The following is a 15,284-nucleotide window of genomic DNA, read 5'->3' on the forward strand; positions in this document are numbered from 1 at the left end:
GAAGGTCTCCATGCGTGAGCGTTTAGAGTCGACATGGAGTAGAGCGGCATGAATGAGCAGGAACAGGGCAGGGGCTGTGCAGTAGGAGGGCGGATAAGGGATATGTGCCATAAAGTGGCACATTTCTGTAATGCAGCTCACAAAATATGATAAAATAACCATCCCCTCAAAAACAGATTTTCCGCAGTTTAACCAGCTGTAATGCAACCGGGGACGCATTGTGTGCGCTTCCGGGAGAGTTGATTGCGCAAAAAAAATCCCGTCTTTTTGACGCTGCCCGGCATTGATGGCCTCTACGCTGCCTGAAATGCAAAAGGAGCATCGTCTATCCTCAGCTCTGACCTGAGTCATCAGAATATTAGCAGCTGCCGGGCAAATGACAGCATAGAGGTGCTCTCTTAAGTCTGCCTGAATTATTTTTTGTCTTCAGTCTCACTTACATGCCTGTTGTTTGCAGCATGCTGGATATCAGCGGTCGGTGCCATCCAAGTTTTACTGTGATTTTTGACAGCTGCTGTGCTGAGCACTGCCTTTGCTGGCCTGCCGGCGCACTGCAGTGCAGTACGCCTGAGCTCAAACTGGCTGCCGCCACAAAGAGCATTATTGTTCATGCAGTGGATGCAGTGCCATGTCATGCTCTAAGCCATTAGCCCAGGTACCATGCTTTGGGCCGGCGCTTATCAGCTGAGCTCAACACGCCAGTCAGTGCATGAAGTTTTTACTTCCTCAGGTCCTGTGTGTCAGGACTGGCTGCAGGTCGCTGTACATGGCTGTGAACTTGCGCAGGCTCCGGGGACAGCCGTAAAGTGCGGGTTGCGAAGGCAACAGATTAGTACTGAATGATTCGTATGCAGGATGCTTGATGTTCAGTCATCTGCCCTTTGCAGGTACATCTGCATAATGCAGAGATAATCTGCCAGCTGCAGGTACATCTGCATAATGCAGAGATAATCTGCCAGCTGCAGGTACATCTGCATAATGCAGAGACAATCTGCCTGCTGCAGGTACATCTGCATAATGCAGAGATAATCAGCCTGCTGCAGGTACATCTGCATAATGCAGAGACAATCTGCCAGCTGCAGGTACATGAGCATAAGACAAAGTCAGGCTGTTTCAGGTTATGTAAAGCCTGGCATCTGTTGTGATGGCCCTTGCCTGTGAGCGCCAGGCTGTTATAAGACGGGAATACCCCAAGGTTGGACCAGGTGGAGGATGGGAGCGCTATCTGGTCTTAAACAAAGATTTTGCACAGGAAGTGTTCTTCAAGTGATCGAGCTTAAGAATATTGAGAAAGTGTATAACCAGGGAACCTCTACTGAGGTACGAGCCCTGAAGAATATTTCACTTTCCATTGAGCAAGGTGAGATCTTCGGTGTGATTGGTCTGTCAGGTGCAGGCAAATCAACCCTGATCCGCCACATCAATATGCTGGAGCGTCCTACCTCTGGTCAGGTAATAGTGGACGGCCAGGATCTGACCGCCATGAGTGAGTCAGCTCTGCGCAGCGCCCGCAGCCGTATAGGCATGATTTTCCAGAGCTTCAACCTGCTCTCCTCCGCTACTGTAGCTGACAATATTGCCTTCCCTCTCAAGCTTGAGGGCAAGATGAGCGATGAGGCCATCAAGGTCCGCGTCACCGAACTTCTTGATCTGGTAGGTCTTTCTGACAAGGCCCGCATGTATCCGGCTCAGCTCTCGGGCGGTCAGAAACAGCGTGTGGGTATTGCCCGAGCTCTGGCCAATAACCCTAAGGTGCTCTTATGTGACGAGGCTACCTCAGCCCTTGATCCCAAGACCACCATGTCCATTCTCAAGCTGCTCACGGATCTGCGTGACAAGCTTAATCTGACCATTGTCATCATTACCCACCAGATGGAGGTCATCAAGGAATGCTGTGACCGCGTGGCTGTAATTGACGGTGGCGTGATTTCCGAGATGGGCCCTACCCTCAAGGTATTTACCGATCCTCAGCAGGATCTGACACGCCGTCTGGTCAGCGCTGCCGTGCGCCGTGACCTGCCTGAGCTTCTCAGACATACTGAGATTGTTCCTGAGTATACCGAGGGCTCCAAGGCCGTTATCGAGCTGCTCTTCCTTGGACCTAAGGCTGATGCCCCGGTAATCGTGGAAGTTGCCATGCTCTGCAAGGTAATGATCAGTATTCTCGGTGGCAGTATCGACCACATCAAGAAAGAGCCTTTTGGTCTGATGGTGGTTGAAGTAGGTGGTTCCCGTGAGGAAATTGAGCACGCTCTTGTCGAGCTCAAGGCCCGTGTTCACAAGGTTGAGGTTTTAGGATATGACCAGCGTAAGCAGCTTTCTGACTTCCAGTGAGTGGGCACAGTACTCACGCATGGCAGGCCTGTTATGGGAGGCCACTTTACAGACTCTGTACATGGTTGGTGCTTCATCAGCAATCTCCATCGCCCTTGGTGTTCCTCTGGGCGTGCTGCTGCTTATCACCTCCCGTGGCTATTTCTTCGAGAGCCCTAATTTCTACCGCATTCTGGGTACCATTGTTAACGCTCTGCGTTCTATCCCTTTCATCATTCTCATGGTGGCTATCAGTCCTCTGACCAAGATGATTGTCGGATCCTCCATTGGTACTACAGCTGTAATCGTTCCTCTGGTAGTAGGTACCATTCCTTTTACCGGACGTCTGGTGGAAACCTCTCTGCGTACCGTACCAACAGGTCTGATTGAAGCTGCCACCTCCATGGGTGCCAGCCCATGGCAGATCGTGCGCAAGGTGCTGCTCCCTGAGGCTCTGCCTGAGCTTATTCAGAACTTCACCATCACTGTTATCGTGATTATCGGCTGTTCAGCCATGGCTGGTGCCATCGGTGGCGGCGGCCTTGGTGACGTGGCTATCCGTTACGGTTACATGCGTTTCCGTCTGGACATGATGATTGGCACTGTTGTCATTCTGATTCTCATGGTGCAGATTGTTCAGTTTATTGGTGACTGGCTGACCCGTAAGGTCGACCACCGCTAAACAGCAGTCCCGGCTACACCTGCAGGCGGCACATATCAGCAGCACAGCGCCGATTCCCGGCGCCTGCGCTGCCGCCTGAGGCCGGTCAGGCCACGCCTGCCCTTGCCCTGGCAGCCATATGGCCCGGCCACCAGGTCAGGCCATGAGCCCCAGCCATGGGCCCGGCCACCAGGCCAGGCCAGGCCATGAGCCCAGGCCTGTACTGGTCATAGGTTACAGGCACGTGCTAAAACTTAAAAGAAAGTATGTGCCATGACGGACCAGCTGGCTGCAGGTGAAGCGATAAGTGCTGTGATGCTGGTAGACTGACCGGCTTACCCTGGTTACCATGGTCTTGCCTGGTAACGATATCAGGGACGCTACAGCAGGCAGTATGCCTTGCAAAGAAAGCAAAGAAAAACCCCGGATTTGCAGTAAAGTGCAATCCGGGGTTTTGTCGTTATGGGGCCCGGTAAAGAGCCGGGTCATTGATTATCAGTTAAGACGGGACAGGTCACGTACGCCGCCACGGTCAGCTGAGGATGCCAGAGCTGCATAGGTCTTAAGAGCAGTGGATACCTCGCGGACACGGCTTTCAGGACGGAAAGCACGGTTACCACGGCTTTGCATTGCGCTGCGACGCTGGGCCAGCTCCTCATCATCAAGGGTAACTGAGATCAGACGATTAGGAATGTCGATATTAATCATGTCGCCATTCTTGATAAGAGCGATATTACCGCCATTGGCAGCCTCAGGAGAGACGTGACCAATGGACAGGCCAGAGGTACCGCCTGAGAAACGGCCGTCAGTAATCAGGGCGCATGATTTGCCCAGACCCATGGACTTGAGATAGGAGGTAGGGTAGAGCATTTCCTGCATGCCAGGACCGCCCTTAGGGCCTTCATAACGAATGACCACTACGTGACCGGCCTTAACCTTGCCACCTAAAATGCCGTCTACAGCATCTTCCTGGGACTCAAAGACAATGGCAGGGCCGACAAAGCGCAGAATGGAGCTGTCTACACCTGCAGTCTTAACAATACAGCCATCCACAGCCAGGTTGCCATAGAGTACAGCAAGACCTCCGTCCTGAGAATAGGCATGCTCCTTATCGCGGATACAGCCGTCAGCGCGGTCAGTGTCAGCTACATCATAGTATTTGCTCTGAGAGAAAGGCTCGATGGTGCGGACATTGCCCGGGGCAGCCAGATAGAACTTTTTGACGTCAGGGCTGGAGGTCTGATCGATTGACCATGCAGCCAGCTCTTCGGCAAGAGTCATCTGAAGAACATTACGGCATTCAGTATTGAGCAGAGATGCCTTATTGAGCTCGTTCAGGATGCTCATAATGCCACCGGCACGGTGTACATCTTCGATGTGGTATTTGTGAGTGGAAGGGGCTACCTTGCACAGGTGAGGTACCTTGCGTGACAGGCGGTCGATATCACTCATGGTGAAGTCAACCTCAGCCTCACTGGCTACGGCCAGCAGGTGCAGTACTGTGTTGGTAGAGCCGCCCATGGCAATGTCCAGAGTCATTGCATTTTCAAAGGCCGCTTTGGTAGCGATTGAGCGTGGCAGTACACGGTCATCGTCATGCTCGTAGTACTGACGGGCCAGTTTGACAATCATTTCACCGGCACAGGTAAAGAGCTCTTTACGGGCAGCATGGGTAGCTACGATAGTGCCGTTACCTGGCAGGGCAAGACCAAGAGCTTCGGTAAGACAGTTCATGGAATTGGCTGTGAACATGCCTGAGCAGGAGCCGCAGGTAGGGCAGGCGGCAGTTTCTACTTCAATGATTTGCTCATCAGTAGCGTTAGGGTCAGCTGCGATAACCATGGCATCGACCAGGTCGAGCTTGTCCTTACCCTCAATCTTGCCGGCTTCCATTGGGCCACCGGAGACGAAGATAACAGGGATGTTCAGGCGCATAGCGGCCATGAGCATGGCTGGGGTTACCTTGTCACAGTTGGAAATACATACCAGTGCGTCAGCCTGGTGAGCATTGACGCTGTACTCAACGCTGTCGGCAATGATTTCACGGCTTGGCAGTGAGTAGAGCATGCCGGAGTGACCCATGGCAATGCCATCATCCACGGCAATGGTATTGAACTCTTTGGCAACGCCGCCGGCTTGCTCAATGGCACGGGCTACCAGAGTGCCTACATCCTTGAGATGAACGTGGCCAGGAACAAACTGGGTAAAGGAATTGGCTACGGCAATAATAGGCTTACCAAAGTCCTCATCTTTCATGCCGGTTGCTTTCCATAAGGCGCGGGCGCCGGCCATTTTCTTGGACTCGTAGGTAACGCTGGAACGGTATTTAGGCATTTGCTGTCCTTTCAGGCTCACATTGTGAGTCAGGTCCCCAAGTGGCATCGACTGATATCAAGTGGCATAAAAACAAATGAAAAAACAGGGATACGTCCCCAGGACGCACAGTCACCTGTTTTCAAATAATGCTCTGGCAGTGCCAGCTCAGGGATAAAAAATCGGGGAAAGAAAAGGCCCCGGGAGGGGCCCTTCACGAGTCCGCTTTACGGACTCAGGCTTAATTATTCTTACTTCTTAACTGGAGTGAGCCAGCCCCACTTGTCTTCAATCTTGCCTGATACCAGGTCGAAGAATACTTCCTGAAGCTTTTTAGTGATTGGGCCACGGTGGCCTGGGCCGACATCAATGCCATCGACAGAGGCAATAGGAGTGATTTCAGCGGCGGTGCCGGTGAAGAAAGCCTCGTCAGAGAGGTAGCACATCTCACGCTGGAGCTTCTGCTCGTATACAGGGATGTTTAAGACCTCTTTGGCAATAGTGATGATGCTGTGACGGGTAATACCTGGCAGCAGACCATTGGTAAATGGAGCTGTGTAGATAGCGCCGTTCTTGACAAAGAATACGTTTTCGCCTGAACCTTCGGAAATGAAGCCGTCAGTATCCAGAGCAATGGCTTCTACATAGCCATTCTGGTGAGCCTCATTGGAGATAAGGATAGAGCTTAAGTAGTTACCGGCAGCCTTGGCTTCGGTAGGAATGGTGTTTGGAGCCAGACGGTTCCAGCTGGATACGCCAACCTTAACGCCCTTCTCAAGACCCTCCTCACCAAGATAGGCACCCCATGGCATGGCAGCGATCATGGCAGAGGCCTGGGCACCCTCAGGGATGCGTACACCAAGGCCGATTTCACCCAGGAATACCAGAGGACGGATATAGCCGGACTCAAGTCCGTTTTCTACGATGATGTCGCAGCAGGCCTGCTTGATCTGCTCTCTGGTGTAAGGAACAGGGAAGCGGTAAATCTTTGCGGAGTTGAAAAGACGGTCAATGTGCTCGTCAAGACGGAAAATGCATGGGCCTTTTGGAGTTGCATAGGCGCGAATACCCTCGAATACGGCAGTGCCATAGTGTAAGGCATGGGAAAGAACGTGTACCTTGGCATCAGCATAGTTAACCATTTTGCCGTTGAACCAGATGTATTTGGTTGGGGTGTTATTGAGACTCATGAGGAACTCCTGCAGCATCAGCAAAAAACCTTATGCGGATGTCTGTGCTCAGATCACGGCATCAAATCCTTACAAGGACAGAAATAAAGATAAGCCTTACAGAACTTTCAGTGTGAGCATGGCGGCGCAATAAGTTAAGCGCCCTGAGACAGAATCCAGTGCTGTGCTGTTAAATAATTAAGCCAAAAACTTGTTTGATGTCGCTCCGGCACGTAATGTTAAGTTGCAGCTGCAGCAATAACACTGCTTTAAGCGTGATTATGCTTTGAGCAGTGAGCTGCATTGAGCAGCGCGCAGCTTTGCATCCGCGCGCAACTTCGCAGCTACACAGCAGTGCGCAGCCTTGCAGCAGCGCGCAGCATAGCAGCTTCGAAGTATCGCGCTGCGGTTAAGACAGCTGCATGGGCGCCGGGAGCATAGTGTCAGGCAGAGGGGTGTATGCGGGTACTGTCAGCCAGAGTACAAGGTGTTGTGTAAGCCAGCCCTCCTGGTTGGAGAGGCTGTACCTTTAACCGGGGTATGCCAGACAGGAATACCTGTTATCAGATCCTGATCTCTGCCAGTATAAAACTGTGTTTTCAGGTAAGTAAGAGAGCAGCACAGCAACTGATCCGCACGGCTGGTGATACTGCAGCTGATGCTGCATCCAATAATGCAACCAGTGCTGCGGCTCAGGCGGCCGCGCTATGCGGCCGCCATCGGGTTGCCGTCTTAACTTACCTTAAATCAGGCCTGCTGGGCAGCGCCCTGGGCTGGAGCAGCAAATTCTTCGTGCTCGTCAGAAAAATCATTGCCCTCGCCGCTGGCAGAATCATCGCTGTCCTGATCATCGTTCATATTGGCAAAGCCGGTGGCCAGGACTGGTCCGGAGATATTGTGCCATACAGAGAAGATGGCAGCTGGAACTGCGGACAGTGGATTGAAGTGGGCCATGGCAAGAGCAACGCCCAGACCGGAATTCTGCATGCCTACTTCGATAGACAGGGCCTTGCGCTTCTTGAGGTCCATACGGAAAGCCTTTGCCAGAGCATAGCCAAGAGCCAGACCAAGAACATTATGCAAAATGACTACGGCAAAGATTAACAGGCCGGTACGGGCGATCTGATCACGGCTTACAGCAACTACGGCTACAACAATGGCCACGATGGCAAATACTGAGATCATTGGCATAACTGATACGGCACTGCGAACGAAACCGCCAAATAAAGCATTTACCACAACGCCAGCTACGATAGGCAGAACCATGATGTACAGAATGGACATGAACATGGATACCGGATCTACGCTTACCCACTGCTGGGCAAAGAGGTAGATTAAGGCCGGTGTGACTACTGGAGCCATGACTGTAGTACAGGCGGAGATAGTCACAGACAGTGGTACATCTCCACGACCAAGGAAGGTCATGACGTTGGAGGCGGTGCCGCCAGGGCAGCATCCTACCAGAATGACGCCAACGGCAATTTCGGCAGGGAGCTGGAGCACAAGGCAGAGAATATAGGCTAAAAGAGGCATAATCGCGAACTGGCCCACCACGCCAATAATGACGTCTACAGGGCGCTTCACGACTTCCGAGAAGTCCTTGGCACGAAGGGTAAGACCCATTCCAAACATCACAATACCAAGCAAAATGCTGATATAGCCGGCAAGGAACTTAAGGGCGTCTGGGAAGTAGAAAGCAATAATCGCGGCGGCAATAACCCAGAAAGCAAAGGTTTTACCGAAAAATGCGCTCATTTTAGCTAAAGTCTGCATGGTGGCCTCCAAAGCTCTCCTGCTCAGGGCGGTCCATCGCGCGGTCATTCCAGCACATGCTGTAATTGCTCTCAAAACAGTTATTGTTGCAATTTTGATATGCAGGTCGATAACCCGGACGATAACCGTACTCACAGGAGGCAAAGTTACGATATGACATGTTTGCCTCGCTTATCTGCACGGCAGATAAAAACAAAATAGATATTCCAGACCTGAAAAGCACAAGGTGAAAAGCAAAGGCCTCAAGCCCTGCATTTTCTGCTTCAGACTGCGCCACCCTCAGACAGTCAGGGTGGCTCAGCCAGGCTGTGTACAGCGCAGCAAAGCACCGCAAAATAAGAAACTGATTAAGCAGGTTTCTTACACCGGTCAGATAAAGTGCTTCACCGGTAAGTGCGGCCATAAAGCCATAATGCAGCAGGATTGAACCACATCAGGCTGCAACTGCGTTGTACCTGCATTCTAAGCAACAAAAACAGGCCAGTGGTGCCAGTGCACCAAAACAAAACATTAATAATTGTATTCCCTGTAATAACCATGCAATTGCACCAAAATAAAACAAAATATACTGGCCATACCCTGGAAAATCCTGCTCCCAATGCAAACCTTTGCATAAGCACCAGCCACATAATCAGGCCATTTATAGCTTAGACAAATATCGATATATGCAGGCATAGAAAAGGCGGGACTTTTGCCCGCCTCGATGAGATAGAGAGAATAAAGAGAATAAAAAAGAGAAAAATAAGAGAGAGAAAGATAGAGAACTAAAAGAGATAGAGAGAAAAAAACTGTTTATTGACCGAGCAGGTTAATAGCAATAGTAGGGCGCTGGTTAGCCTGGGCCAGTACGGTCTGAGAAGCCTGCTGAATAATGTTATTCTGAGTCAGGGCAGCGGTCTCAGAGGCGAAGTCTGTGTCACGAATTCTGCTGCGGGCATCAGACTGATTTTCGGAAATATTAGCCTGATTGCGAATAGTGCTTTCCATGCGATTTTGTAAAGCACCAAGTCCGGCACGCTTGGAATCAACAGCCTGAATAAGCTTGTCAATATTCTCAAGCACATGGGTAGCACGGGAAGCGGTAGAAATACTGAAGCGGATAGCATTATTGTTCTTATTATCTTTCATAAGACCAAACTTGGCATTATTATCCTGCTGATTGGTCTTATTGATACCTGCCTGGTCTGCGATACCGCTTAATGTAAAAGGATCTTTCCAGTTGAGGGATAAAGTGTTTCCTGCATTCGCGCCAACCTGGAACTTAAGCTCACCGCTACTTGGAATGAGGCCAACACTGGCACCCATGAGAATTTCATGACCGGCGAAAGTAGTCTGGTTGGCAATACGGGTAATTTCCTGAGAAAGCTGGGTTACTTCCTCCTGAAGAGCCTTACGGTCAGCAGCTGAGTTGGTACCGTTAGCAGACTGTACTGCCAGCACACGTATACGCTGCAGCATGTTGGTAGTTTCGTCAAGGGCGCCTTCAATAGTCTGGGCAAGGGCAATACCATCATTGGTATTACGGTTACCCTGATTTAAGCCGTTAATCTGTGAGGTTAAACGGTCTGAAATCTGCAGGCCTGCTGCGTCATCTTTTGCTGAGTTGATACGCAGACCAGATGACAGTCTCTGGTAGCTGGTGTTCAGGCTCAGAGTTGCATTACTGAGCTTGCGCTGAGCATTGATGGACGAGACGTTAGTATTAACGTATAAGGCCATATTTTTCTCCTTTATCGTTCAGAGCGAGCGACCTTTTATCAATAAGGTCGTGTCGATCATAACTACACTGATCGACTGTATTTCCGAGGTCTGTCTCCCCTGGAAATACTGGGCAGACCCTTATGCTTCTGATACCTGATAAGTAGCAACATGCAGGCCAGGTGATGATATAAGCTGTTTTATATGAACAATAAAAACTTTATAAAAGGCATATTCAAGCGCTTTATAAAGCGTAAAAAATATTACACATAATCAATCTTAAATGAGTGTTTTCCCAGAGAAACGTTCTCCAGGTGTAAAAATTGACGCTGTACAAAACAAAAAGCATAGATTTTTATACAGGTGGCAGTAATTACAGGACAATTTTGCCATTTATGCCTGGTTCGACCTGGCATAATATTGACGGGGCACGTAATTGCCGTTTAGCCTGGCAACAACTGCATTACAAAACAAGATATACAGACGTAAAAAAGGCGGGAACTGGGCCCGCCTCGATGAGAAAGAGAGAAAGAGAGTAAATCTTTATGTAGTTACTGACCAAGCAGGCTGAGCGCAATATTAGGGCGCTGATTAGCCTGGGACAGAACAGTCTGAGAAGCCTGCTGAATGATGTTATTCTGAGTAAGGGCAGCGGTCTCAGAGGCGAAGTCTGTGTCTCTTATGCGGCTGCGGGCATCGGACTGATTTTCAGAAATATTTGCCTGATTACGAATAGTGCTTTCCATTCTATTCTGTAAAGCACCAAGTGCGGCGCGCTTAGAATCAACAGCCTGGATCAGCTTGTCAATATTCTCCAGTACGTAGGTAGCACGAGATGCAGTTGAGATAGCAAAACGAATAGCACCACCATCTTCTGTAAAGCCTTTCTTTGCAGCGGCATCCTTAAGCTCACCTTGATTGAGACCAGCTTGAGAAGCAATTCCACTTAAGGTAAAAGCTGAGACCCAGTCGAGAGAGAGGGTGTTGCCGGCGTTTGCGCCTACCTGGAAGACCAGTTTGCCGTCAGTTGGAATAAGACCCTTGCCTTTACCCTGAAGGATGGTCTGACCAGCAAAAGTTGTCTGGTTGGCAATACGGGTAATTTCTTCGGACAGCTGTGTTACTTCTTCCTGAAGAGCGTCACGATCTTTCTGAGAGTTGGTGCCGTTAGCGGACTGTACAGCCAGCACACGGATACGCTGGAGCATGTTGGTGGTTTCGTCCAGGGCACCTTCAATAGTCTGAGCCAGAGCGATACCATCGTTGGTATTACGGTTGCCCTGGTTGAGGCCATTGATCTGTGAGGTCAGGCGGTCGGAGATCTGGAGACCTGCTGCATCGTCCTTTGCAGAGTTAATACGCAGGCCTGAAGAGAGGCGCTGGTAGCTGGTATTTAAGCTCAGGGTTGCATTGCTCAGCTTGCGTTGAGCATTGATGGACGAGACGTTTGTATTAACGTATAAGGCCATTTTTATCTCCTTTATCGCATAGAATTACCGACCTCAACTACGCAGGTCGTATCAATATCCAAGGCCTGTCTGCCTTGGAATTATTGGGCAGACCTTTATCAAATTCTGTGTAATGAAATTTAGCAACAAGCGGGCCAGATGACATAAATGTAGCCATGAACCATGATAAACGCTTTATAAATGCCGTATCTATAGCAACTTAACGATAATTAAAACCTTATCGTCAGCAATATCCCCGGCAATTCCTGGCGTTTTATGGTGAATATTTGACATGAAGTTGCCACAATATCGCTTTACAAAAATATTACAGGCGTAAAAAAGGCGGGACTTATGCCCGCCTCGATGAGAAAGAGAGTAAAAAGAATAAATCGGTTGTGTTGTTTACTGACCAAGCAGGTTGATCGCAATAGTAGGGCGCTGATTAGCCTGGGCAAGAACGGTCTGAGAGGCCTGCTGAATGATGTTATTCTGAGTCAGAGCAGCGGTCTCAGAGGCGAAGTCTGTGTCTCTTATGCGACTGCGGGCATCGGACTGATTCTCGGAAATATTTGCCTGGTTACGAATAGTGCTTTCCATTCTATTCTGTAAAGCACCAAGTCCGGCACGCTTGGAATCCACAGCCTGGATCAGCTTGTCAATATTCTCAAGAACATAGGTAGCACGAGAGGCTGTTGAGATTGCAAAGCGAATGCCGCCATTAGCATTTTCTGTAAAACCTTTTTTCGCTTTTGAATCTTTAAGATCATTCTGAGCTGTAATACCTGCCTGAGATGCAATGGCACTTAAAGTAAAAGCTGATGTCCAGTCAAGAAACAGGGTATTACCTGCGTTAGCGCCTACCTGGAATACCAGTTTTCCATCATTAGGAATAAGGCCCTTGCCTTTACCCTGAAGGATGGTCTGACCAGCAAAGGTTGTCTGGTTAGCAATACGGGTAATTTCCTCGGACAGCTGGGTTACTTCTTCCTGAAGAGCGTCACGATCTTTCTGAGAGTTGGTACCGTTGGCGGACTGTACGGCCAGCACACGGATGCGCTGGAGCATGTTGGTGGTTTCGTCCAGGGCGCCTTCAATGGTCTGAGCCAGGGCGATACCATCGTTGGTATTACGGTTACCCTGGTTGAGGCCGTTGATCTGTGAGGTCAGGCGGTCGGAGATCTGGAGACCTGCTGCATCGTCCTTTGCAGAGTTAATACGCAGGCCTGAAGAGAGGCGCTGGTAGCTGGTATTTAAGCTCAGGGTTGCATTGCTAAGCTTGCGTTGAGCATTGATGGACGAGACGTTTGTATTAACGTATAAGGCCATTTTTATCTCCTTTATCGCATAGAATTACCGACCTCAACTACGCAGGTCGTATCAATATCCAAGGCTGTCTGCCTTGGAATTATTGGGCAGACCTTTTTCAAATTCAGTTGAAAGTAATTTAGCAACAAGCGGGCCAAATGCATGTAATACGGCCTGAAACTATGCAATAACGCTTTACAAATGCCTTATCTATAGCAGGGAAATACTAATTAAAACATTATCGTCATTAACGTTCCCGGCAATTCCTGGCATTTCACGACAGGAGTTTGACATTTAATTGCCTGAGATGCTCTATAAATTTATTACAGGCGTAAAAAAGGCGGGACTTTTGCCCGCCTCGATGAGAAAGAGAGTAAAAAGAATAAATCGGTTGTGCTGTTTACTGACCAAGCAGGTTGATCGCAATAGTAGGGCGCTGATTAGCCTGAGCAAGAACGGTCTGAGAGGCCTGCTGAATGATGTTATTCTGGGTAAGGGCAGCGGTCTCAGAGGCGAAGTCTGTGTCTCTTATGCGGCTGCGGGCATCGGACTGATTCTCGGAAATATTTGCCTGATTGCGAATTGTGCTCTCCATTCTATTCTGTAAAGCACCAAGAGCAGCACGCTTGGAGTCAACAGCCTGAATAAGTGCATCAATGTTGGCAAGAGTGTTGGTAGCAACACTGGCTGTGCAGACGCCGAAGCGAACAACAGTGACGTTACCAGCCGTTGATTTAATAAGTCCTTTAGCGCCTTTATTAGTAATATCCTGGCCTTTGATTGAGGCCATGTCTGCGATACCGCTAAGAGTAAAGGCATCTTTCCAGACCAGATCCAGGGTATTGCCGGCATTGGCGCCTACCTGGAAGGTCAGGTTGCCTCCCTGGTTGTTCTGACCGACACTTGGGATCAGACTGTTTTTGTTATTGTTCTTATCGTAAGGGCCGTTGAGTACCAGCTGACCTGCAAATGTGGTCTGTCGAGCGATACGGGTGATTTCGGCTGACAGCTGGGTAACCTCTTCCTGAAGGGCCTTACGATCAGCTGCAGAGTTGGTACCGTTGGCGGACTGTACAGCCAGCACACGAATGCGCTGGAGCATGTTGGTGGTTTCGTCCAGGGCACCTTCAATGGTCTGAGCCAAGGCGATACCATCGTTGGTATTACGGTTACCCTGGTTGAGGCCATTGATCTGGGAGGTCAGGCGGTCGGAGATCTGGAGACCGGCGGCATCGTCCTTTGCAGAGTTAATACGCAGGCCTGAAGAGAGGCGCTGGTAGCTGGTATTTAAGCTCAGGGTTGCATTGCTCAGCTTGCGTTGGGCATTAATGGACGAGACGTTTGTATTAACGTATAAGGCCATTTTTATCTCCTTTATCGCTTAGTACTATTGACCTCACTTCTAAGGTCGTATCAATATCCAAGGCTGTCTGCCTTGGAATTATTGGGCAGACCTTTTTCAAATTAAGTTGAAAGTAATTTAGCAACAAGCGGGCCAACTGGCCAAAAATGCGTTCTAAAATTTTCTCAAGATGCTTCATAAATGCCATATTTATAGTACATAAGCAATAAATAAAACATTACGATCAGCATTTCGAAGTGAGATTCCCAGCAATACCTGGCGTTTTACGACGCGTATTTGACGTTGATGAGGTAAGTAATGCTTTCCAAATGGCTTAGATGCAATAAAAAAAGCGGGCCAATTGCCCGCTTTAATAAGAGAGAGAAATAAAGAGAATAAATATTTCTGATGTGATTTTACTGTCCCAGCAAACTAATTGCAATAGTTGGTCGCTGATTTGCCTGGGCAAGAACAGTCTGTGAAGCCTGCTGAATAATATTGTTCTGAGTTAGAGCTGCAGTTTCAGAGGCGAAGTCAGTGTCTCTTATGCGGCTGCGGGCATCAGACTGATTTTCAGAAATATTAGTCTGATTGCGAATAGTTCTCTTCATTCTGTTTTATAAAGCACCAAGTGCGGCACGTTTGGAGTTAACAGGCTGAATAGGGGCGTCGAAATTGGCAAGTGTGTTGGTATTGATCTGGGCGGTACATACGCCAAAGCGAATATAGTTCTGACCTTCTGCTTTTGACTGTACAAGGCCTTTAGCGCCGCCTTGCTGATCTGCTGCAGCTTTAATACCTGCCTGGTAGCCAATACCGCTTAAGGTAAACTCTGAGCCCCAGACGAGGGAGAGGGTAATGCCTGCATTAGCGCCTACCTGGAACTTCAGCTCACCTGTGTCTGGGATTAAGCTGTTTGCGTTATTCTGCTTATGGTTCTTGCCATTGAGTACCAGCTGGCCGGCAAAGGTGGTCTGCCTGGCGATACGGGTAATTTCCTGGGAAAGCTGGGTAACTTCTTCCTGAAGGGCTTTACGATCAGCTGCTGAGTTGGTGACGTTGGCGGACTGTACGGCCAGAGCGCGAATACGCTGCAGCATGGCAGTGGTTTCATCAAGAGCGCCTTCGATGGTCTGTGCCAGGGCAATGCTAATTTTGGGATGTGTTTTTTTCTTAGTGGTTACTTTTTGGGGGCGGAGCGAGGGGATTTTGGGTGTGGGTGGATGATCGGGGAGCTGAGGGGCGGTGTGCTGTTCAGAGGC

At 49.5% G+C, this 15,284-nt stretch carries 12 protein-coding genes and 1 pseudogene; 3 read left to right on the plus strand and 10 right to left on the minus strand.

The features are described from left to right. Positions 1–1,141: 1,141 nt before the first annotated feature. From MXE39_RS13005 to MXE39_RS10600, 3 genes are read left to right on the plus strand one after another with little or no spacing between them, the layout of a single operon-like run. Complete coding sequence (locus MXE39_RS13005; RefSeq protein ID WP_281503492.1) at positions 1,142–1,270, plus strand: hypothetical protein; 129 nt, start codon at positions 1,142–1,144, stop codon at positions 1,268–1,270. Then, positions 1,267–2,334 carry a methionine ABC transporter ATP-binding protein gene (locus MXE39_RS10595; protein ID WP_246977140.1) on the plus strand — a complete coding sequence of 356 codons (1,068 nt, stop codon included), beginning with the start codon at positions 1,267–1,269 and terminating at the stop codon, positions 2,332–2,334. The genes MXE39_RS13005 and MXE39_RS10595 overlap by 4 nt, the downstream gene beginning before the upstream one ends. 19 nt (positions 2,335–2,353) lie before the next feature. Next, positions 2,354–2,995, plus strand: coding sequence for a methionine ABC transporter permease (locus MXE39_RS10600; RefSeq protein ID WP_246977159.1), 642 nt, complete (start codon positions 2,354–2,356; stop codon positions 2,993–2,995). Between the two features lie 474 nt (positions 2,996–3,469). Here MXE39_RS10600 and ilvD read toward each other — a convergent pair whose 3' ends face one another. From ilvD to MXE39_RS10650, 10 genes and pseudogenes are all read right to left on the minus strand, one after another. Beyond that, positions 3,470–5,308, minus strand: coding sequence for a dihydroxy-acid dehydratase (gene ilvD, locus MXE39_RS10605; RefSeq protein ID WP_246977139.1), 1,839 nt, complete (start codon positions 5,306–5,308; stop codon positions 3,470–3,472). 230 nt (positions 5,309–5,538) lie between these two features. Continuing rightward, the gene (locus tag MXE39_RS10610; RefSeq protein ID WP_246977138.1) at positions 5,539–6,477 is read right to left on the minus strand and encodes a branched-chain amino acid transaminase; all 939 of its coding nucleotides are present in this window, start codon (positions 6,475–6,477) and stop codon (positions 5,539–5,541) included. A 726-nt stretch (positions 6,478–7,203) separates the two neighbouring features. Continuing rightward, on the minus strand, positions 7,204–8,211 hold the full coding sequence (locus MXE39_RS10615) for a bile acid:sodium symporter family protein (RefSeq protein ID WP_247074063.1): 1,008 nt from the start codon (positions 8,209–8,211) through the stop codon (positions 7,204–7,206). Position 8,212: 1 nt separating this feature from the next. Further along, positions 8,213–8,632, minus strand: a complete 420-nt coding sequence (locus tag MXE39_RS10620; protein WP_246977136.1) for a hypothetical protein — start codon at positions 8,630–8,632, stop codon at positions 8,213–8,215. A gap of 389 nt (positions 8,633–9,021) precedes the next feature. Next, positions 9,022–9,948: a flagellin gene (locus tag MXE39_RS10625; RefSeq protein WP_246977135.1), complete on the minus strand. Its 927-nt coding sequence runs from the start codon at positions 9,946–9,948 to the stop codon at positions 9,022–9,024. Positions 9,949–10,478: 530 nt separating this feature from the next. Beyond that, complete coding sequence (locus tag MXE39_RS10630) at positions 10,479–11,396, minus strand: flagellin (RefSeq protein ID WP_246977134.1); 918 nt, start codon at positions 11,394–11,396, stop codon at positions 10,479–10,481. 381 nt (positions 11,397–11,777) lie between these two features. Further along, positions 11,778–12,701, minus strand: coding sequence for a flagellin (locus MXE39_RS10635; RefSeq protein WP_246977133.1), 924 nt, complete (start codon positions 12,699–12,701; stop codon positions 11,778–11,780). A 379-nt stretch (positions 12,702–13,080) separates the two neighbouring features. Then, positions 13,081–14,043: a flagellin gene (locus MXE39_RS10640; RefSeq protein WP_246977132.1), complete on the minus strand. Its 963-nt coding sequence runs from the start codon at positions 14,041–14,043 to the stop codon at positions 13,081–13,083. Between the two features lie 395 nt (positions 14,044–14,438). Then, on the minus strand, positions 14,439–14,633 hold the full coding sequence (locus MXE39_RS10645) for a flagellin (RefSeq protein ID WP_246977131.1): 195 nt from the start codon (positions 14,631–14,633) through the stop codon (positions 14,439–14,441). Positions 14,634–14,639: 6 nt separating this feature from the next. Then, positions 14,640–15,284 (minus strand): annotated as a pseudogene (locus tag MXE39_RS10650) (hypothetical protein); the annotation flags it as partial.

The organism is Anaerobiospirillum sp. NML120511, from assembly GCF_023050955.1.
GTDB lineage: Bacteria > Pseudomonadota > Gammaproteobacteria > Enterobacterales > Succinivibrionaceae > Anaerobiospirillum.

Bases quoted from the DNA above. Each gene is read 5' to 3' on its own strand.
- MXE39_RS10600 (WP_246977159.1), top strand. From the start codon at position 2,354: ATGGCAGGCCTGTTATGGGAGGCCACTTTACAGACTCTGTACATGGTT.
- ilvD (WP_246977139.1), bottom strand. From the start codon at position 5,308: ATGCCTAAATACCGTTCCAGCGTTACCTACGAGTCCAAGAAAATGGCC.
- MXE39_RS10610 (WP_246977138.1), bottom strand. From the start codon at position 6,477: ATGAGTCTCAATAACACCCCAACCAAATACATCTGGTTCAACGGCAAA.
- MXE39_RS10615 (WP_247074063.1), bottom strand. From the start codon at position 8,211: ATGAGCGCATTTTTCGGTAAAACCTTTGCTTTCTGGGTTATTGCCGCC.
- MXE39_RS10620 (WP_246977136.1), bottom strand. From the start codon at position 8,632: ATGGCCGCACTTACCGGTGAAGCACTTTATCTGACCGGTGTAAGAAAC.
- MXE39_RS10625 (WP_246977135.1), bottom strand. From the start codon at position 9,948: ATGGCCTTATACGTTAATACTAACGTCTCGTCCATCAATGCTCAGCGC.
- MXE39_RS10630 (WP_246977134.1), bottom strand. From the start codon at position 11,396: ATGGCCTTATACGTTAATACAAACGTCTCGTCCATCAATGCTCAACGC.
- MXE39_RS10635 (WP_246977133.1), bottom strand. From the start codon at position 12,701: ATGGCCTTATACGTTAATACAAACGTCTCGTCCATCAATGCTCAACGC.
- MXE39_RS10640 (WP_246977132.1), bottom strand. From the start codon at position 14,043: ATGGCCTTATACGTTAATACAAACGTCTCGTCCATTAATGCCCAACGC.
- MXE39_RS10645 (WP_246977131.1), bottom strand. From the start codon at position 14,633: ATGAAGAGAACTATTCGCAATCAGACTAATATTTCTGAAAATCAGTCT.